Genomic DNA, 19170 nt, shown 5'->3' with positions numbered 1-19170 from the left:
TAAATTCGGTTTCAGGTGCGCGAAGGCGTTAAACGGTAAACGCGTCTTGCAGCAGTTTTTCCTGCTGCTCGGCGTGCATCGATGCGTAGCCACATGCAGGTGCAGCAGAAGCCTCACGGCCCGCGTACTCGAGTACGAGAGACTTGTTGAGGTTGCTGATGCTGCGACGCAGGTGGTGCTGGCTGCAGTACCAGGCGCCCTGGTTCATCGGCTCTTCCTGGCACCAGACAGCCGCTTTGGCGTTGGTGTAAGGAGCCAGGACTTCTTTCAAGTCGTCCTCAGGGAACGGGTACAGCTGCTCGATACGCACGATGGCGATATCTTCGCGGCCTTCGGCACGGCGTTTTTCCAGCAGGTCGTAGTAGACCTTGCCGCTGCACAGAACAACGCGCTCGACCTTTTTCGGGTCCAGTGCATCGATTTCCGGGATAACGGTCTGGAACGAACCTTCGGCCAGATCTTCCAGCGTCGAGATTGCCAGTTTGTGACGCAGCAGCGACTTCGGAGTCAGTACTACCAGCGGCTTGCGCAGCGGGCGGATCACCTGACGGCGCAGCAGGTGGTAGATCTGCGCCGGAGTCGTCGGCATGCACACCTGAATGTTGTGCTCGGCGCACAGCTGCAGGTAACGCTCGAGACGCGCCGAGCTGTGCTCAGGGCCCTGACCTTCGTAACCGTGCGGCAGCAGCATGGTCAGACCGCAGAGACGGCCCCACTTGTGTTCGCCGCTGGTGATGAACTGGTCGATCACGACCTGCGCACCGTTGGCGAAGTCGCCGAACTGGGCTTCCCAGATCACCAGCGCGTTCGGCGTGGTGGTCGAGTAACCGTATTCGAACGCCAGCACGGCCTCTTCCGACAGGAACGAGTCGTACAGTTCGAAACGCGGCTGCCCCTCGAACAGATGCTTCAACGGCACATAGGTGCCCGCATCTTTCTGGTTGTGCAGAACAGCGTGACGGTGCGAGAACGTACCGCGGCCGATGTCCTGACCGGTCATGCGGATCGGGTGACCTTCGAACTGCAGGGTCGCGTATGCCATGGTTTCGGCATAACCCCAGTTGATCGGCAAGCCGCCGGCCTGCATCTTCTGGCGGTCTTCATAGATCTTCGCGACCTGGCGCTGAACCACGAAGCCTTCCGGAATTTCCAGCAGCTTGGCGGACAGTTCCTGCAGGGTCTTCAGATCGAAGCGAGTGTCGTGACGCGCAGTCCAGGTGTGGCCCAGATACGGACGCCAGTCCACGAACAGTTCTTTGTTCGGCTCTTTGACCAGCGACTTCACCACGTGCAGACCATTGTCCAGCGCATTGCGGTATTCGTCGACTTTCGCCTGGACACGCTCTGCGTCCAGTACACCGGCCTGGGTCAGGCGATCAGCGTACAGCTCACGGGTGGTGCGCTGCTTGGTGATCTGCTGATACATCAGCGGCTGGGTGCCGCTTGGCTCGTCGGCCTCGTTGTGGCCGCGACGACGGTAGCAGACCAGGTCGATCACCACGTCACGCTTGAACTGCATGCGGTAGTCGATGGCCAGCTGGGTCACGAACAGTACGGCTTCCGGATCATCGCCATTCACATGGAGGATCGGCGCCTGGATCATCTTCGCAACGTCGGTCGCGTACTCGGTGGAGCGCGAGTCCAGCGGGTTGCTGATGGTGAAACCGACCTGGTTGTTGATCACGATGTGCACGGTACCGCCGGTGCGGAAACCGCGGGTCTGCGACATCTGGAAGGTTTCCATCACCACGCCCTGACCGGCGAATGCCGCGTCACCGTGGATGGAGATCGGCAGTACTTTCTCGCCGGTCGCGTCGTTGCGACGGTCCTGACGGGCACGAACCGAACCTTCAACCACCGGGGAAACGATTTCCAGGTGGGACGGGTTGAACGCCATGGCCAGGTGAACTTCACCGCCGGCGGTCATCACGTTGGACGAGAAGCCCTGGTGGTACTTGACGTCACCGGAACCCAGCTCGACCTTCTTCTTGCCTTCGAACTCGTCGAACAGCTCGCGCGGGTTCTTGCCGAAGGTGTTGACCAGTACGTTCAGACGGCCACGGTGGGCCATGCCGATGACGACTTCCTTGGTGCCGTAGGAACCGGAACGCTGGATCAGTTCGTCGAGCATCGGAATCAGGCTTTCGCCGCCTTCCAGGCCGAAACGCTTGGTGCCCGGGTATTTGGTGCCCAGGTATTTTTCCAGGCCTTCACCGGCCGTCACGCGCTCGAGCAGGTGGCTCTTGATGTCGGCGGAGTATTCCGGACGACCGCGTACGCTTTCCAGACGCTGCTGGAACCACTGGCGCTGCTCGGAATCGGTGATGTGCGTAAATTCGGCGCCGATGGTGCGGCAATATGTCTGCTGCAACGCTTCGTGAATTTCGCGTAGGCTCGCTTCCTCTTTGCCGATGAACAGGTCGCCGGCACGGAAGGTCGTATCAAGATCGGCATTGGTCAAGCCGTAATGATTGATCGACAGGTCTGCAGGTGCAGGACGCTGCCACAGTCCCAGCGGGTCAAGCTGGGCTGCCTGGTGGCCACGCATACGGTAGGCCTGGATCAATCGCAGCACTTCAACTTGCTTCTTCTCGTGCTCAGTGCTCACGCTGCCGGCGGAAACCGGCTGGGCGCGGCGCTGGTTCTTTGCCAGCAGCACGAAATGATCGCGAATCGTGGAGTGCGAAACATCGGTGGAGGAGTTGCCGTCGGCAGGCAACTTCTGGAAGTAGTTGCGCCACTCTTCTGGCACAGCGTTAGGGTCGTGCAGGTAGAGCTCATAAAGCTCTTCCACATAGGCAGCGTTACCTCCGGAAAGGTAGGCGCTGTTCCACATGCGCTGCATCACGCTTTCTTGCATGCTTGGTCACCCTCGGTTAGGGGAACACCACCGGTGTCGACACCGAGCAAGCTTGCAGAAGTCCGAATGCAGCGACCAAAACAAGCCACTTAGGATCACACTGATAGTCCGGGTACCAGCCCGGATGCCCCTGCTTGTCTCATTTCTTCAAAATAAGAGCCGCAGCTTATGGCTGTTGCTCTGGTTATAGCCAGGGCGCGGGTTGAAGCCCGCGCCTTGACCTGTACGGTGCAGCGGCGCCGCTTTTTACAACGGCAGATACAGCTTCTGAATCACACGCCGCTCGAAAGCAGCATGTTACGGATGTGACCGATGGCCTTAGTCGGGTTCAGGCCTTTCGGACATACGTTGACGCAGTTCATGATGCCCCGGCAGCGGAAGACGCTGAACGGGTCATCGAGGGACGCCAGGCGCTCGGACGTCTTGGTGTCGCGGCTGTCTGCCAGGAAGCGGTACGCTTGCAGCAGTGCAGCCGGGCCCAGGAACTTGTCCGGGTTCCACCAGAAGGACGGGCAAGAGGTCGAGCAGCAGGCGCACAGGATGCACTCATACAGACCATCGAGCTTCTCACGCTCTTCAGGGGACTGCAGACGCTCGATGGCCGGAGCCGGCGTGTCGTTCTGCAGGAATGGCTTAACCTTCTCGTATTGCTTGTAGAAGATGCTCATATCGACGACCAGGTCACGGATAACCGGCAAACCTGGCAGAGGACGAATGACCAGCTTGTTACCTTTCACGACAGCGGACAGCGGCGTGATGCACGCCAGGCCGTTCTTGCCGTTGATGTTCATGCCGTCGGAGCCGCAGACGCCTTCACGGCAGGAGCGACGATAGGAGAAACCTTCGTCCTGCTCTTTGATCAGGGCCAGCACGTCCAGCACCATCAGGTCTTTACCACCGGTATCGACCTGGAATTCCTGCATGAACGGCGCAGCGTCCTGATCAGGGTTGTAACGATAAACACTGACTTTCAACATGGCGGTCACCCTTAATAAGTCCGGACTTTAGGTTCGAAAGTCGGAACAGTCTTCGGCGAGAAGTTCACGGCACGCTTGGCGACACGTTTCTCACCCGGGAAGTACAGGGTGTGGCACAGCCAGTTTTCGTCGTCACGGTCTTCGAAGTCTTCACGGGCGTGAGCACCGCGGGACTCTTTACGTTCTTCGGCAGCGATGGCGGTAGCCTCAGCCACTTCCAGCAGGTTTTGCAGCTCCAGCGCTTCGATACGTGCAGTGTTGAACGCCTGCGACTTATCGTTGATCTTCACGTTGGCGATGCGCTTGCGCAGCTCAGCCAGTTGAGCGATGCCCTTCTGCATGTATTCGCCGGTACGGAATACACCGAAGTAGTTCTGCATGCAGCTTTGCAGCTCGCGACGCAGGGTAGCGACATCTTCGCCGTCGGTACGGTTGTTCAGCGCGCTCAGGCGTGCCAGGGCAGCCTCGATGTTGGCTTCGGTAGCGTCGTCGTATTCGATACCGTCAGTCAGCGCCTTCTCCAGGTGCAGACCGGCAGCACGGCCGAACACTACCAGGTCGAGCAGCGAGTTGCCGCCCAGACGGTTGGCGCCGTGAACCGACACGCAAGCCACTTCACCAACCGCGAACAGACCCGGAATGATCTTGTCCACGCCATCGGCGTCCTGGGTGATCGCCTGGCCATGAATGTTGGTGGCAACGCCGCCCATCATGTAGTGGCAGGTCGGAACGACCGGAACCGGAGCGACCACCGGGTCTACGTGAGCGAAAGTCTTCGACAGTTCGCAGATGCCCGGCAGACGGCTGTGCAACACTTCCTCGCCCAGGTGGTCGAGTTTCAGCATTACGTGGTCGCCATTCGGACCGCAACCGTTGCCAGCGATGATCTCTTTAACCATCGAGCGGGCAACCACGTCACGACCAGCCAGGTCTTTGGCGTTCGGAGCATAACGCTCCATGAAACGCTCGCCGTGCTTGTTGATCAGGTAACCACCTTCACCACGGCAACCTTCGGTCACCAGTACACCGGCGCCGGCGATGCCGGTCGGGTGGAACTGCCACATTTCGATGTCTTGTACCGGCACGCCTGCACGCAGGGCCATGCCGATACCGTCACCGGTGTTGATCAGGGCGTTGGTGGTAGAAGCATAGATACGGCCTGCACCGCCGGTCGCCAGAACGGTGGCTTTCGAACGGATGTAAGTGGTTTCGCCGGTTTCGATGCAGATGGCGATAACACCGACGAAGTCGCCTGCGTCGTTCTTCACCAGATCGACAGCGTAGTACTCGTTCAGAAACGTGGTACCGGCTTTCAGGTTACCCTGATAAAGGGTGTGCAGCAGCGCGTGACCGGTACGGTCGGAAGCGGCGCAGGTACGGGCAGCCTGCCCGCCTTTACCGTAATCCTTGGACTGACCGCCGAACGGACGCTGGTAGATACGGCCGGTTTCGGTACGCGAGAACGGCAGACCCATGTGATCCAGCTCGAAAACGGCAGCCGGGCCTTCCTGACACATGTATTCGATAGCGTCCTGATCACCGATGTAGTCGGAACCCTTGACGGTATCGTACATGTGCCAGCGCCAGTCATCGTTCGGGTCGGCCGACGCGATGGCGCAGGTGATGCCGCCCTGGGCGGATACGGTGTGCGAACGGGTCGGGAAGACCTTGGTGATCACGGCAGTCTTGTGACCGCCCTGCGCCAGCTGCAGCGCTGCGCGCATGCCGGCACCGCCGCCACCAATGATGATGGCGTCGAAAGAAATCGTTGGAATGTTAGCCATGAATCAGATACCCCAGAGAATCTGCACACCCCAGACGAAGTAAGCGAACATCGCGACGCCGCATACTGCCTGGAAAAGGAAACGTACTGCAGTCGCCGACTTGCCCAGCGCCATAGGCGTCAGGTAGTCGGTCGCAATGGTCCACATGCCGACCCAGGCGTGAGCGCCCAGGGCAACGAGAGCCAGCAGACTGAAGATACGCATCGCATTGTGGGCGAACAGACCGTGCCATTGCTCATAGCCAATGCCAGGGTTCGCGGCGAGGTAGCCGATCAGAAAAATGAAATAAGCCGCGAGAACGACCGCAGACACACGCTGTGCCATCCAGTCATAGAGGCCCGAACGCGAAAGATTCGTAACGCTGGTTACCATATCCAAACTCCTGCCAGAACGATCAGCACCACGGAAACGGCGATGATCAATTTCGAGCCCAGGCGGCCGCCTTCCAGCGTCTCACCGATGCCCATGTCCATGATCAAGTGGCGCACACCGGCAACCAGGTGATACAGAAGAGCGGACAGAAGGCCCCATGCTACGAACTTGGCCAGCGGACTGGTCAAGCATGCCTTCACCTCGACATAACCTTCCTCGGAACCCAGGGATTTGCCCAATGCATAAAGCATGATGCCGAGGCCCAGGAAGAGGATGATGCCGGAAACACGGTGAAGAAACGACGTAACGCCGGTGATGGGGAGTTTGATGGTCCTTAGGTCTAGGTTTACAGGTCGTTGGCTTTTCACGGCTTTTTTTTCACACTGAAGAGCCCCTAACAATCAGGGCAAAGTTGTTGGGGAGTGCACTGGTCAGGTAACCACCACCCAGGGATGCGACCCCCAATGAAAGCAAGCCCAAAAGCCCTTGGCGGTCGGTCGCCGAGTATAGACAGTTAGGCTACTAATGACAACGCACTCGCCTACCCCCAATAGCGGATTGCACAAGTTGCTTAAAAGGCGTAAATGGCGGGCAATTTCGAGGAAAAAGTGCGGTTAAAGCCTTCTGGAGCAAGACTTTAGGCAAATTGACATTCAAATTTATCTCACTATAGTGGTGCGGGCCCTGCGTGGGGGGTCTGTCTGATGATTTCAAGCATAAATAGGAGGCCACATGGCTGACAAAAAAGCGCAGTTGATCATCGAGGGCGCAGCCCCCGTCGAGCTGCCCATTTTAACCGGCACCGTTGGTCCCGATGTAATCGATGTTCGGGGCCTGACGGCCACGGGCCGCTTCACTTTCGACCCCGGTTTCATGTCGACCGCTTCCTGCGAATCGAAGATCACCTATATCGACGGCGACAACGGCATCCTGCTGCACCGTGGCTACCCGATCGAACAGCTGGCTGAAAAGTCGGACTACCTGGAAACCTGCTACCTGCTGCTGAACGGCGAGCTGCCGACCGCAGAGCAAAAGGCCCAGTTCGTCGGCACCGTGAAGAACCACACCATGGTTCACGAGCAGCTGAAAACCTTTTTCAACGGCTTCCGCCGCGACGCCCACCCGATGGCCGTCATGTGCGGTGTAGTCGGCGCCCTCTCGGCCTTCTACCACGACTCCCTCGACATCAATAACCCGCAGCATCGCGAAATTTCCGCGATCCGCCTGGTTGCCAAGATGCCGACCCTGGCTGCGATGGTTTACAAGTACTCCATGGGCCAACCCATGATGTACCCGCGCAACGACCTGTCGTACGCGGAAAACTTCCTGCACATGATGTTCAACACCCCGTGCGAGATCAAACCGATCAGCCCGGTACTCGCCAAGGCCATGGACCGGATCTTCATCCTCCACGCCGACCACGAGCAGAACGCTTCGACCTCCACCGTGCGTCTGGCGGGCTCCTCGGGTGCCAACCCGTTCGCCTGTATCGCCGCCGGTATCGCCGCACTGTGGGGTCCTGCCCACGGCGGTGCGAACGAAGCCGTGCTGACCATGCTCGATGAAATCGGCGATGTTTCGAATATCGACAAGTTCATCGCCAAGGCCAAGGACAAGAACGATCCGTTCAAGCTGATGGGCTTCGGTCACCGCGTCTACAAGAACCGCGACCCACGCGCGACCGTGATGAAGCAGACCTGCGACGAAGTGCTGAAGGAACTGGGCATCCAGAACGATCCACAACTCGAACTGGCCATGCGCCTGGAAGAGATCGCCCTGACCGACCCGTACTTCATCGAACGCTCGCTGTACCCGAACGTCGACTTCTACTCGGGGATCATCCTCAAGGCGATCGGCATTCCGACCAGCATGTTCACCGTGATCTTCGCCCTGGCACGTACTGTCGGCTGGATCTCCCACTGGAAGGAAATGCTCTCCAGCCCGTACAAGATTGGCCGTCCGCGTCAGCTGTACACCGGCTACGAGTCGCGTGACATCACCAAGCTGGAAGACCGCAAATAAGAGCTGTCTTGCGATAGCGTCTTAAGTTGTAACGGGAACGGCTTCCATGAGAATGGGGGCCGTTTTTTTGTTTTTGTGGTTTTTTTTATTGGGGGCATATCCGTTGCTTCGGGTGCTGCCGCTGGCGGTTTCGCTCTTACAGCGACTCACTTTTCCAAACGCCGAAAAAGTGACCCGCCGTCAGGGCGGAACCCTAAGTAGCCGTTACCGCAGCAACGGATATACACACAAACCAAAACCACCCCAAAGAAGGTCCGATAACCGCCCACAAAAAAACGCCCCAATCTCTCGACCAGGGCATTTTCCATTCAACTCAACCTACAAATCCTCAGTGCGAAACCGCCCCACTAGCCCCCAACCCAGTCTGCGAACGCACAAACTGCGGGAAGAACAGCGCACGCTCGTTCTCGGCCTCAGCGGACTTGTCGGTGATCGAGAAGAACCAGATCCCGATGAACGCAATGATCATCGAAAACAGCGCCGGATACTCGTAAGGGAAAATCGCCTTCTCATGATGCAGGATCTGCACCCAGATGGTCGGTCCGAGGATCATCAGCCCCACCGCGCTCACCAGCCCCAGCCAGCCGCCAATCATGGCGCCACGGGTGGTCAGCTTCTTCCAGTACATCGAAAGCAGCAGGACCGGGAAGTTGCAGCTCGCCGCGATGGAGAACGCCAGACCGACCATGAACGCGATGTTCTGACTTTCGAACAGGATGCCCAGGCCGATGGCCAGGATGCCCAGCGTGACCGTGGTGATCTTGGAAACGCGGATTTCATCCTTCTCGTTGGCCTTGCCCTTCTTGATCACACTGGCGTACAGGTCGTGAGACACCGCCGAAGCACCGGCCAGGGTCAGACCGGCAACTACCGCCAGAATGGTCGCGAACGCCACTGCCGAGATGAAGCCAAGGAACACGCTGCCGCCCACGGCGTTGGCCAGGTGCACCGCCGCCATGTTGTTGCCGCCGAGCAGCGCACCCGTAGCATCCTTGAACGCCGGGTTGGTGCTGACCAGCAGGATCGCGCCAAAACCGATGATGAAGGTCAGGATGTAGAAGTAACCGATGAAACCGGTAGCGTACAGCACGCTCTTGCGGGCTTCTTTCGCGTCACTCACGGTGAAGAAGCGCATCAGGATGTGCGGCAGGCCGGCAGTACCGAACATCAGTGCCAGACCGAGGGAGAACGCCGAGATCGGGTCTTTCACCAGGCCGCCGGGGCTCATGATCGCTTCGCCCTTGGCGTGAACCTTGATCGATTCGGAGAACAGGGTGTTGAAGTCGAAGTTGACGTGCTTCATCACCATCAGCGCCATGAACGAGGCACCGGACAGCAACAGCACCGCCTTGATGATCTGCACCCAGGTGGTTGCCAGCATGCCGCCGAACAGCACGTAAAGGCACATCAGGATACCGACCAGAATCACCGCAACGTGGTAGTCGAGGCCGAACAGCAGCTGGATCAGCTTGCCGGCACCGACCATTTGCGCGATCAGGTAGAACGCCACCACCACCAGCGAGCCGCAGGCCGACAGCGTGCGGATCTGGGTTTGCCCGAGGCGGTACGACGCCACGTCGGCAAAGGTGTATTTGCCCAGGTTACGCAGACGCTCGGCGATCAGGAACAGAATGATCGGCCAGCCCACCAGGAAGCCGATCGAATAGATCAGGCCGTCGTAGCCGGAGGTGAACACCAGTGCGGAAATCCCCAGGAAGGACGCCGCGGACATGTAGTCACCGGCAATCGCCAGGCCGTTCTGGAAACCGGTGATCTTGCCGCCCGCCGCATAGTAGTCGGCGGCCGACTTGTTGCGTTTGGAGGCCCAGTAAGTGATGCACAGGGTCGCGCCGACGAACACCACGAACATGACGATCGCGGAAACGTTGAGCGGTTGTTTGTGGACTTCGCCGGTCAGGGCGTCAGCGGCCCAGGAGGCTGGAGCGAACGCTGCGATGCTCAATAGAGCCAGTAGACGCCGGATCATTGCTGAGCCTCCTTGAGAATCGCATTGTTCAGGTCGTCGAATTCGCCATTGGCGCGGCGCACGTAGATACCGGTCAGAATGAATGCCGAGACAATCAGCCCGACACCGATGGGAATGCCCCAGGTAATCGATGAGCCGGCACTGATTCGGGTCCCGAGCAATTGCGGCCCGTACGCGATCAGCAGGATGAATCCGGAGTAGAGCCCTAGCATGATCGCCGAGAGTATCCAGGCGAACCTTTCCCTTTTCTTCACCAGCTCCTTGAAGCGCGGGCTGTTCTGAATCGAGAGGTAAATGCTGTCGTTCATTGTTTTTATCCTCGCAGCACAGATTTTTATTTTTGGAACGTATCCACTGTATGCGGCTGCGAGCCGGCTTCCAGACGACCTTAGTAGTAGAACGCCATGACCGTTCTGCCAATTTCAGGACTGTACAAATAAATGTGGGAGCGAGCCTGCTCGCGATGCAATCTGCCAGTCGACTCCACAGGTGACTGACAGGACGCCATCGCGAGCAAGCCCGCTCCCACAGGGTGTGCGGTGAACAGAACCGATTGAGGATTACTTAGTCCATTCAGCCACGCGGTCCGGGTGTTTGGCCACCCAGTCCTTGGCCGCGGCTTCAGGCTTGGCACCGTCCTGGATCGCCAGCATGACCTGACCGATTTCGTCCTTGGAGGCCCACTGGAAGTTCTTCAGGAACTTCGCCACTTCCGGCGCCTTGGCGTCCAGCTCCTTGCTGCCGATGCTGTTCACGGTTTCAGCCGCGCCGTACACGCCTTTCGGGTCCTCAAGGAAGCGCAGTTTCCACTTGGCGAACATCCAGTGCGGCACCCAGCCGGTCACGGCGATGGATTCGTTCTTTTTCTCGGCACGGGTCAGCTCGGCGATCATGCCGGCGCCGGAACTGGCCTTGAGTTGATAGCCGGTCAGGTCGTAGTCCTTGATCGCCTGGTCGGTCTTGAGCATTACACCCGAACCGGCGTCGATGCCGACGATACGCTTCTTGAAGCTGTCGTCGGTTTTCAGGTCTTCGATGGATTTGGCTTTGACGTACTCCGGCACGATCAGGCCGATTTTCGCGTCCTTGAAGTTCGGGCCGTAGTCGACGACCAGATCCTTGTTCTTCGCCCAGTATTCGCCGTGGGTCACCGGCAGCCAGGCCGACAGCATGGCGTCGAGTTTACCGGTGGCAACGCCCTGCCACATGATCCCGGTGGCGACGGCCTGCAGTTTCACGTCGTAGCCGAGTTTCTGTTTGATTACCTCGGCCGCCACGTGGGTGGTTGCCACGCTGTCGGACCAGCCGTCAACGTAACCGATGTTCAGGGTCTGTTTTTCAGCGCTGGCGAATGTGGAACTCATCGCAAGCACCAGAGCGGCACCTGCGCCTAAAAGTCGTCGCATCTTCATCGTTACTTCCCCGAAATGCTGCGCCCGACGGATGCCGGGCATCGTCAACGTATTGTTATGGTGCACGGCGCCTCCATCACGCCTGACCGCAAACTCTTTCGAACATCAGCGGAGTACTGATGATTCGATCATCGACCTGACGCCGTCGGCGACCTGCTCTGCCAGCGACCTCGAAGCAACGAGAAACGACATCAGAAAGCCATTAACTGCGTCTGAATATTTGGCGCCAGACAATCCGCTCGAACTTTGCATGTCAAAATCATCCGGACCACCACCCCTCTATAAATGCAGGTAACATGCGTCGCTTTGCAGCCACTCGGCCTGACCATGTCCGCGACTTCCCGCTTTCCCCTTTTTCCCTATCTGTTCGCCTGCCTGCTCGGCCTGTTCGCCCTTTGCGGTTTCTGGTACGGCCTTGGCAAACCGGTGATCCTGCCGGATGTCACCACCCCGACCCACAAGTTGCAGTGCGCGTCCTACACGCCGTTCGACAAGGATCAGTCGCCGTTCGACGTGCCGTTCAAGTTGCGCCCGGAGCGCATGGACGCCGACCTTGCCCTGCTCGCCACCCGCTTCGAATGCATCCGCACCTATTCCATGGCCGGCCTCGAAGCCCTGCCGGAGCTGGCGCGCAAGCATGGTTTGAAGTTGATGATCGGCGCCTGGGTCAACAGCAACCCGGTGGACACTGAAAAAGAAGTCGACCTGCTGATCGCTTCGGCCAACGCCAACCCGGATGTGGTCAGCGCCGTGATCGTCGGCAACGAAGCCTTGCTGCGCAAGGAAGTGACCGGTGCGCAACTGGCCAGGCTGATCAACAAGGTCAAAAGCCACATCAGGCAGCCGGTGACCTATGCCGATGTCTGGGAGTTCTGGCTCAAGCATCCGGAAGTCGCACCGGCGGTGGATTTCCTGACCATTCATTTGCTGCCGTACTGGGAAGACGATCCATCGAACATCGACACTGCCCTGCAACACGTGGCAGATGTGCGCCAGGTGTTCGGCAACAAATTCGCGCCCAAGGACGTGATGATTGGCGAAACCGGCTGGCCAAGCGAAGGCCGTCAGCGAGAGACCGCGCTGCCAAGCCGGGTCAACGAAGCCAGGTTCATTCGGGGTTTTGTCACGCTGGCCGAACAGCAAGGCTGGCATTACAACCTGATCGAAGCTTTCGATCAGCCATGGAAACGCGGTAGCGAAGGTGCGGTCGGCGGTTACTGGGGGCTGTTCGATGCCGATCGCCAGGACAAGGGTGTACTCGCCGGGCCGGTGACCAACGTGCCGTACTGGAAAGAATGGCTGGGCGTCGGCGGGTTGATTTTCCTTGGCACGCTGCTGCTGGCCGGTCGCGTGCGTACCACCCGCAGCGCCCTGATCCTGCCGCTGCTCGGCGCGCTGGCCGCCTGCTCCATCGGTGCCTGGGGCGATCTGGCGCGCGTGACCACGCGGTTCACCAGCGAATGGCTGTGGGTCGGCTTGCTGACTGCGCTGAATCTGCTGATCCTGGCCCACGCCGCGCTGACCTTGAGCGCCCGCCATGGCTGGCGTGAACGCGCCTTCGCCCTGTTCGAACGCCGGGCCGGCTGGCTGGTAGCGGCCGCCGGTTTTGCCGGCGCGATCATGATGCTGGAGATGGTGTTCGACCCGCGCTATCGCAGCTTCGCGAGCATGGCGTTCATCCTGCCGGCGCTGGTCTATCTGTGCCATCCGGTGAACGTCCCGCGTCGGGAAATCGCCTTGCTGACCTTCATCATCGGTGCGGGTATTGCGCCGCAGCTGTTCCGTGAAGGATTGCAGAACCAGCAGGCGTGGGGCTGGGCACTGGTGAGCCTGCTGATGGTGGCGGCGTTGTGGCGCTGCCTGCGGGTTCGCAACCGCTGATCTTCAGAGGCTGAACCGGCCTCTTCGCTGGCAAGCCAGCTCCCACACTTGATCAGTGCAGGCACAGAACCTGTGGGAGCCGGCTTGCCCGCGATGACTGACTGTCAGACGCTGCGAGATTCCCGCACCAGTCGCAATCCCGCAATCACCACCGCAAACACCGCCAGCGTGGTGTTGTACAACGCCAGCGCCGGCAACCCGAACACCAGCGCCAGCACCGCCAGCCACCACCCTGCCCGTCCGGGCAGGACAAAACCGATCACTGCAGCCGCGACCGCCGCCCAGCCGAGTATCTGGAAATGAATCATCAGGCCCAGGTTCGAACGCACCGAACATTCCCAACGACTCGCCTCATCCACACAGATGCCCACCCACTGCGCGTCTTCCATGAAGCCATAACGCGCGCCGTAACTGGCGGCCAGCCATAACGGCAACAGAACAAGCAGCAGAATCACGGGCAAGCGGCGGGACATGGAACACTCCAATCGATGAAATCGGCGGCCAGCTTAATCGCCTGCCCGCCATGTGCAAGAACTAACAACTCTTAACTGGTCTTTCGATCGGTGCAACGTGTATCGTCCGGCTACTATTACCCCGAATTCCGTCAGTTGGGTGCCGCGGCACGGCACTTTGGCGCAAACCCAGTGGTCATAGCCTGCGAACCTCATTCGGCACCTTTCTTTAAGGGATTCACTCATGCTCCGATCCTTGCGCTTCGCCGCCCTGTTTGGCGGCCTTATTCTGAGTGCGTCCGCGCTGGCGGTGGATATCGATGCCGCCAGTTATGGCTTTCCCCTGACCAACCCGTTCGAAGCGACCATCGCCACCACGCCGCCGGACCTGCGTCCGGAGTTGCCGTCGGACGACGACATCCATCAGAGCGACCGCAGCATCACCCTGCGTCCGGAACGCGAGTTCATCCTGCCGGACAATTTCTGGGCAGTGAAAAAGCTCACCTACCGCATCGCCACCCAGGACAAGGCGGCCCCGCTGATCTTCCTGATTGCCGGTACCGGCGCGCGCTATGACAGCAGCCTCAACGAATACCTGAAAAAGCTCTACTACAAGGCCGGCTACCATGTGGTGCAGCTGTCCTCCCCCACCAGTTTCGACTTCATGAGCGCCGCCTCGCGTTTCGCCACCCCCGGCGTGACCAAGGAAGACGCCGAAGACATGTACCGGGTGATGCAGGCCGTGCGCGCGCAAAACCCGAAAGTGCCGGTCACCGACTATTACCTGAGCGGCTACAGCCTCGGTGCGCTGGACGCAGCGTTCGTTGCCCACCTGGACGAAACCCGCCGCAGCTTCAACTTCAAGAAAGTCCTGCTGCTCAATCCGCCGGTCAACCTGTACACCTCGATCACCAACCTCGACAAGCTGGTGCAGACCGAGGTCAAGGGCATCAACAACAGCACCACCTTCTATGAACTGGTGCTGGCCAAGCTGACCCGTTACTTCCAGCAGAAAGGCTACATCGACCTCAACGACGCGCTGCTCTATGACTTCCAGCAGTCAAAGCAGCACCTGAGCAACGAGCAGATGGCGATGCTGATCGGCACCTCGTTCCGCTTCTCGGCGGCGGACATTGCCTTCACCTCGGACCTGATCAACCGTCGGGGCCTGATCACTCCGCCGAAATTCCCGATCACCGAAGGCACCAGCCTCACGCCGTTCCTCAAGCGTGCGCTGCAATGCGACTTCGACTGCTACCTGACCGAACAGGTGATCCCGATGTGGCGTGCCCGCACCGACGGCGGCAGTCTGTTGCAACTGATCGATCAGGTCAGCCTGTACGCCCTCAAGGACTACTTGCACGACAGCCCGAAAATCGCCGTGATGCACAACGCCGACGACGTGATCCTCGGCCCGGGCGACCTCGGCTTCCTGCGCAAGACCTTCGGCGATCGGCTGACGGTTTACCCACTGGGCGGCCATTGCGGCAACCTTAACTACCGCGTCAACAGCGACGCCATGCTGGAGTTCTTCCGTGGCTAAATATCTCCTGCTGTTTGCAGCGTTACTCTGTGCAGGCGTGGCCCAGGCCGACAACAGCAAAGCCAACGCACCGGTGGTGGTCGACAGTGACGGCTTCAAGGAGCCCCTGTCCAAACTCAAGTTCAACCCGGGTCTGGACCAGCGCGAGTTCGAGCGCTCGACGCTCAACGCCTTGAACGTGTATGACCCGCTGGAGTCATGGAACCGCCGGGTCTACCACTTCAACTACCGCTTCGACCAATGGGTGTTCCTGCCGGTGGTCGATGGTTATCGTTACATCACGCCGAGCTTCGTGCGTACCGGCGTGAGCAACTTCTTCAACAACCTTGGCGACGTACCGAATCTGGTCAACAGCCTGTTGCAGTTCAAGGGCAAGCGCTCGATGGAAACCACTGCGCGCCTGCTGCTCAACACCACCATCGGCATTGCCGGCCTGTGGGACCCGGCCACCGCCATGGGCCTGCCGCGCCAGAACGAAGACTTCGGCCAGACCCTGGGCTTCTACGGTGTACCGGGCGGTGCCTATTTCGTGCTGCCGATCCTCGGCCCGTCGAACCTGCGCGACACCGCAGGTCTGGCCGTGGACTACACCGCCGAATCGGCGATCAACTACCTGAACGTGTCGAAAGTCAGCGAAAACCATCCGGAAATCTGGGCCCTGCGCGCCGTCGACAAGCGTTATCAGACCCACTTCCGCTACGGTCAGATGAACTCGCCGTTCGAATACGAGAAGGTGCGCTACGTGTACACCGAATCGCGCAAGCTGCAGATCGCCGAGTAAAACCGGCAGCCACAAAAAAAGGCCATTGGATGGGGATCCAATGGCCTTTTTCATTGAGTAGAAAATCAGCCCTTCAGTGCTTTCCAGAGCTTGCCGACGACCGAGACAACAGCCAGCACCACCGCTCCCGCAACAACGCCCGCCACGCCATTGAGCAACACCGGTACCGCAAACCCTGCGCTACCCGCTGCTGCACCCACGCTTTCGATCCAGTGATGCACCACGGGAATACCGTGAGTCAGGATCCCGCCGCCCACCAGGAACATGGCTGCCGTGCCGATCACCGACAGGCCTTTCATCATGTAGGGGGCGGCGCGCAGGATGGCGTTGCCGATGCGTTTAGCTGCAGCGCCGGGCTTCTGCGTCAGCCACAGGCCGAGGTCGTCGAGCTTGACGATACCGGCTACCAGACCATAAACGCCCACGGTCATGACCACGGCAATGCCCGACATGACGATCACTTGCTGGGTCAGCGAAGCCTCGGCCACGGTGCCGAGGGTGATGGCGATGATTTCCGCCGAGAGGATGAAGTCGGTGCGGATTGCGCCTTTGATCTTGTCCTTCTCGTAGGCCACCAGATCGGTCGCTGGATCGGCCACCGCTTCGGTCAGTTGCGCATGCCCGGCCTGATCTTCGTCCTTGCCGTGCAGTAACGGGTGTGCGAGTTTTTCGAAGCCCTCGAAGCACAGATAGGCGCCGCCGACCATCAACAACGGCGTCACCAGCCATGGCACGAAGGCACTGATCGCCAGCGCCGACGGCACCAGGATCAATTTGTTGACGAACGAACCCTTGGCCACCGCCCACACCACGGGAATTTCCCGCTCGGCGCGTACGCCAGAGACTTGCTGGGCATTGAGCGCCAGGTCATCGCCGAGCACGCCGGCGGTCTTTTTGGCGGCCATTTTGCTCATCAGCGCCACATCGTCCAGCACGGTGGCGATGTCGTCGATCAGCACCAGCAAACTGCTTCCTGCCATGAACCTTGTTTCCTTATGTGAATAATGCAGCGCAGCATACCGTGACTGCGGGCCGCACGGTGCATTGTTGAGCGCCGCGCGAGGCCGGTGCTACCATGCGCAACCGCCAGAACAGGCAAGGAACCACCGGGTTTATGAGCACAATCCGCGAGCGCAACAAAGAACTGATCCTGCGTGCCGCCAGTGAAGAGTTTGCCGACAAGGGCTTCGCTGCGACCAAAACCAGCGACATCGCCGCCAAGGCGGGATTGCCCAAGCCCAACGTCTACTACTACTTCAAGTCCAAGGAAAACCTCTACCGCGAGGTGCTGGAAAGCATCATCGTGCCGATCCTGCAGGCTTCGACCCCGTTCAACCCGGACGGTGTACCGAGCGAAGTGCTGAGCGGCTACATCCGCTCCAAGATCCGCATCTCCCGTGACCTGCCGTTTGCCTCGAAGGTGTTCGCCAGCGAGATCATGCACGGCGCCCCGCACCTGAGCGCCGACCTGGTCGAGCAACTGAACAGCCAGGCCAAACACAACATCGATTGCATCCAGATCTGGATCGACCGCGGCCAGATCGCCCCGATCGACCCCAACCATCTGATGTTCAGCATCTGGGCCGCGACCCAGACCTACGCCGACTTCGACTGGCAGATCTCCGCCGTGACCGGCAAGGAAAAGCTGGATGAAGCGGACTATGAGGCCGCGGCGCAAACCATCATTCGGTTGGTGCTCAAAGGCTGCGAGCCGGACTGACAGATCGAACTGACCGCATCGCGAGCAGGGAATTGGTGGACGCCACAAACTCAATGTGGGAGCGAGCCTGCTCGCGAATGGTGGCGACACGGTTCCAGCTCAAACCCATATCGCGTCCCACAATGGGTAGTCGCCCAGCTTTTCGACCAGGCCAGCCCGCAACGGATTGGCTACGACGTAGCGTGCCAACTTCACCAGATCCTCCTCTTTACGCAGTGCCCGGTCATGATATCCCTGCTGCCAGAGTCCAGCCTTGAGACCGGTGACACGGCTCACTGCCTTGGTGCTCAGTGATTTGGTTCGTTGCATCAATTCCCCCAGAGATCCTCTTTTGAGCTCGATCAACCAGTGGAAATGGTCAGGCATGACAACCCATGCCAGTGAATTGGCAAAGCCCTCCTCCTGTGCGGCTCGAAATTGGCTGACAACCAGCCGCCCAAGCATGAAGTCGCTGAATACCGGTACCCGGCGTGCAGTATTGGTGGTCAGCAGATAAATACGATGAGGTTCGGAGAAGCGGCCGATGCGCAGGCGATGTGAAGCTGATAGATCCGACATTCCTTTGTCTTTTTCATGTTCTGTGCATGAACAGACTAGTCTTGCGCAGGGCTGAAGGTCAGACAGGCTATTAGCAAAATGTGTACTTGAGACCGCCTTCGCGAGCAGGCTCGCTCCCACAGGGGATTTGAGGTGTTCAGACATTTTATGTCCAATCTTTGAATCCAGAGTGAGAGCAAGCGTGCTCGCGATGACGTCAGTTCAAACGCCGAATATCAAGCCGCCACCCCCGCATCCGCCCGCAGATCCAGGGCCTCTACAGCCTTGATCGCCACCTGCTCATCGACATCCGACAGATCGCCGCTGATGCCGATCGCTCCCAGCACGTTACCCGCCTGATCTCGGATCAACACACCGCCCGGTGCCGGAACGACGCTGCCCTGCCCCATGCTGTTGAGTGCGGCGATGAAGGCCGGGCGTTGTTGTGCGTCCAGAGCCAACAGGCGTGAGCCCTTGCCCAGGGCGATGGCGCCCCAGGCTTTGCCGATGGCGATGTTCGGGCGCAGCAGGCTGGCGCCGTCTTCGCGTTGCAAGGTGATCAGGTGGCCGCCGGTGTCCAGTACCGCGATGGTCAGCGGCGCAGCGGAAATGGCCCGTCCTGCGCTGATGGCTTCGTTGACCAGATTGACTGCAACTTTCAAGGTTAAAGCGCTCATGGTGCCGTCCTCATTTTGTTATTGGGAAAGCCGTTGGACTGCGCGTTTGTGCCGCAGCCCGATGCCACAAATAGAACACAATGAATTATTTTTTTGTATACAATAATTCTCGAAAAGCGCCCCATGCGACGAAAAGCCACAGCAGAATCGGCTTCCGACGAATGA

Annotated in this window: 17 protein-coding genes; 5 read left to right on the top strand and 12 right to left on the bottom strand. The window is 59.3% G+C overall.

The features are described from left to right. Positions 1-28 precede the first annotated feature (28 nt). From ACK6BI_RS12415 to sdhC, 5 genes are all read right to left on the bottom strand, one after another. Positions 29-2860 (bottom strand): 2-oxoglutarate dehydrogenase E1 component, encoded by a 2832-nt coding sequence (locus ACK6BI_RS12415; protein ID WP_065260466.1) that lies wholly within the window; start codon positions 2858-2860, stop codon positions 29-31. Positions 2861-3132: 272 nt separating this feature from the next. Beyond that, positions 3133-3837, bottom strand: a complete 705-nt coding sequence (locus ACK6BI_RS12410; protein WP_065260469.1) for a succinate dehydrogenase iron-sulfur subunit — start codon at positions 3835-3837, stop codon at positions 3133-3135. Positions 3838-3848: 11 nt separating this feature from the next. Then, entirely contained in the window at positions 3849-5621 is a 1773-nt protein-coding gene (sdhA, locus tag ACK6BI_RS12405) for a succinate dehydrogenase flavoprotein subunit (protein ID WP_260522741.1), read from the bottom strand. 3 nt (positions 5622-5624) lie between these two features. Further along, positions 5625-5993, bottom strand: a complete 369-nt coding sequence (gene sdhD / locus ACK6BI_RS12400) for a succinate dehydrogenase, hydrophobic membrane anchor protein (protein ID WP_055137329.1) — start codon at positions 5991-5993, stop codon at positions 5625-5627. Next, positions 5987-6361, bottom strand: coding sequence for a succinate dehydrogenase, cytochrome b556 subunit (gene sdhC / locus ACK6BI_RS12395; protein WP_011333113.1), 375 nt, complete (start codon positions 6359-6361; stop codon positions 5987-5989). Before sdhC ends, sdhD begins: the two co-directional genes overlap by 7 nt. Before the next feature lie 364 nt (positions 6362-6725). On the opposite strand from sdhC, the gene gltA reads away from it, so the two are divergent. Then, on the top strand, positions 6726-8015 hold the full coding sequence (gene gltA / locus ACK6BI_RS12390; RefSeq protein WP_007959044.1) for a citrate synthase: 1290 nt from the start codon (positions 6726-6728) through the stop codon (positions 8013-8015). A gap of 328 nt (positions 8016-8343) precedes the next feature. On the opposite strand, the gene ACK6BI_RS12385 is transcribed toward gltA, so the two are convergent. From ACK6BI_RS12385 to ACK6BI_RS12375, 3 genes are all read right to left on the bottom strand, one after another. Then, a complete protein-coding gene (locus ACK6BI_RS12385) occupies positions 8344-10002 on the bottom strand; it encodes a cation acetate symporter (RefSeq protein ID WP_409317269.1) in 1659 nt (552 codons plus the stop codon). Continuing rightward, positions 9999-10310, bottom strand: a complete 312-nt coding sequence (locus ACK6BI_RS12380; RefSeq protein WP_409317268.1) for a DUF485 domain-containing protein — start codon at positions 10308-10310, stop codon at positions 9999-10001. The genes ACK6BI_RS12385 and ACK6BI_RS12380 overlap by 4 nt, the downstream gene beginning before the upstream one ends. Positions 10311-10562: 252 nt before the next feature. Further along, positions 10563-11414, bottom strand: a complete 852-nt coding sequence (locus ACK6BI_RS12375; protein WP_409317317.1) for a glycine betaine ABC transporter substrate-binding protein — start codon at positions 11412-11414, stop codon at positions 10563-10565. A gap of 285 nt (positions 11415-11699) precedes the next feature. Between ACK6BI_RS12375 and ACK6BI_RS12370 the strand changes: the two genes are divergently transcribed. Beyond that, positions 11700-13295, top strand: a complete 1596-nt coding sequence (locus ACK6BI_RS12370; protein ID WP_409317267.1) for a beta (1-6) glucans synthase — start codon at positions 11700-11702, stop codon at positions 13293-13295. Between the two features lie 104 nt (positions 13296-13399). On the opposite strand, the gene ACK6BI_RS12365 is transcribed toward ACK6BI_RS12370, so the two are convergent. Continuing rightward, entirely contained in the window at positions 13400-13768 is a 369-nt protein-coding gene (locus tag ACK6BI_RS12365; protein WP_409317266.1) for a hypothetical protein, read from the bottom strand. Positions 13769-13991: 223 nt separating this feature from the next. On the opposite strand from ACK6BI_RS12365, the gene ACK6BI_RS12360 reads away from it, so the two are divergent. Both ACK6BI_RS12360 and ACK6BI_RS12355 read left to right on the top strand, forming a co-directional pair. Next, positions 13992-15290 (top strand): serine/threonine protein kinase, encoded by a 1299-nt coding sequence (locus ACK6BI_RS12360; protein ID WP_065261080.1) that lies wholly within the window; start codon positions 13992-13994, stop codon positions 15288-15290. Then, the gene (locus ACK6BI_RS12355; protein ID WP_065261081.1) at positions 15283-16071 is read left to right on the top strand and encodes a VacJ family lipoprotein; all 789 of its coding nucleotides are present in this window, start codon (positions 15283-15285) and stop codon (positions 16069-16071) included. Before ACK6BI_RS12360 ends, ACK6BI_RS12355 begins: the two co-directional genes overlap by 8 nt. Positions 16072-16136: 65 nt before the next feature. On the opposite strand, the gene ACK6BI_RS12350 is transcribed toward ACK6BI_RS12355, so the two are convergent. After that, positions 16137-17051, bottom strand: coding sequence for a DUF808 domain-containing protein (locus tag ACK6BI_RS12350; RefSeq protein WP_409317265.1), 915 nt, complete (start codon positions 17049-17051; stop codon positions 16137-16139). 134 nt (positions 17052-17185) lie between these two features. Here ACK6BI_RS12350 and ACK6BI_RS12345 point away from each other — a divergent pair, with 134 nt between their 5' ends. After that, on the top strand, positions 17186-17791 hold the full coding sequence (locus tag ACK6BI_RS12345) for a TetR/AcrR family transcriptional regulator (protein ID WP_409317264.1): 606 nt from the start codon (positions 17186-17188) through the stop codon (positions 17789-17791). A 99-nt stretch (positions 17792-17890) separates the two neighbouring features. Here ACK6BI_RS12345 and ACK6BI_RS12340 read toward each other — a convergent pair whose 3' ends face one another. Together ACK6BI_RS12340 and ACK6BI_RS12335 are read right to left on the bottom strand one after the other, a co-directional pair. After that, positions 17891-18349 (bottom strand): REP-associated tyrosine transposase, encoded by a 459-nt coding sequence (locus ACK6BI_RS12340; RefSeq protein ID WP_409317316.1) that lies wholly within the window; start codon positions 18347-18349, stop codon positions 17891-17893. A gap of 215 nt (positions 18350-18564) precedes the next feature. Next, a complete protein-coding gene (locus tag ACK6BI_RS12335; RefSeq protein WP_065261085.1) occupies positions 18565-19005 on the bottom strand; it encodes a heme-binding protein in 441 nt (146 codons plus the stop codon). Positions 19006-19170: the final 165 nt, after the last annotated feature.

Origin of the sequence: Pseudomonas sp. KCJK9016, assembly GCF_046231795.1 — a bacterium.
Taxonomy (GTDB): Bacteria; Pseudomonadota; Gammaproteobacteria; order Pseudomonadales; family Pseudomonadaceae; genus Aquipseudomonas; species Aquipseudomonas bananamidigenes.
Note: the sequence above shows the minus strand (reverse complement) of the source record. Positions and strands in the feature narration are given on the sequence as shown.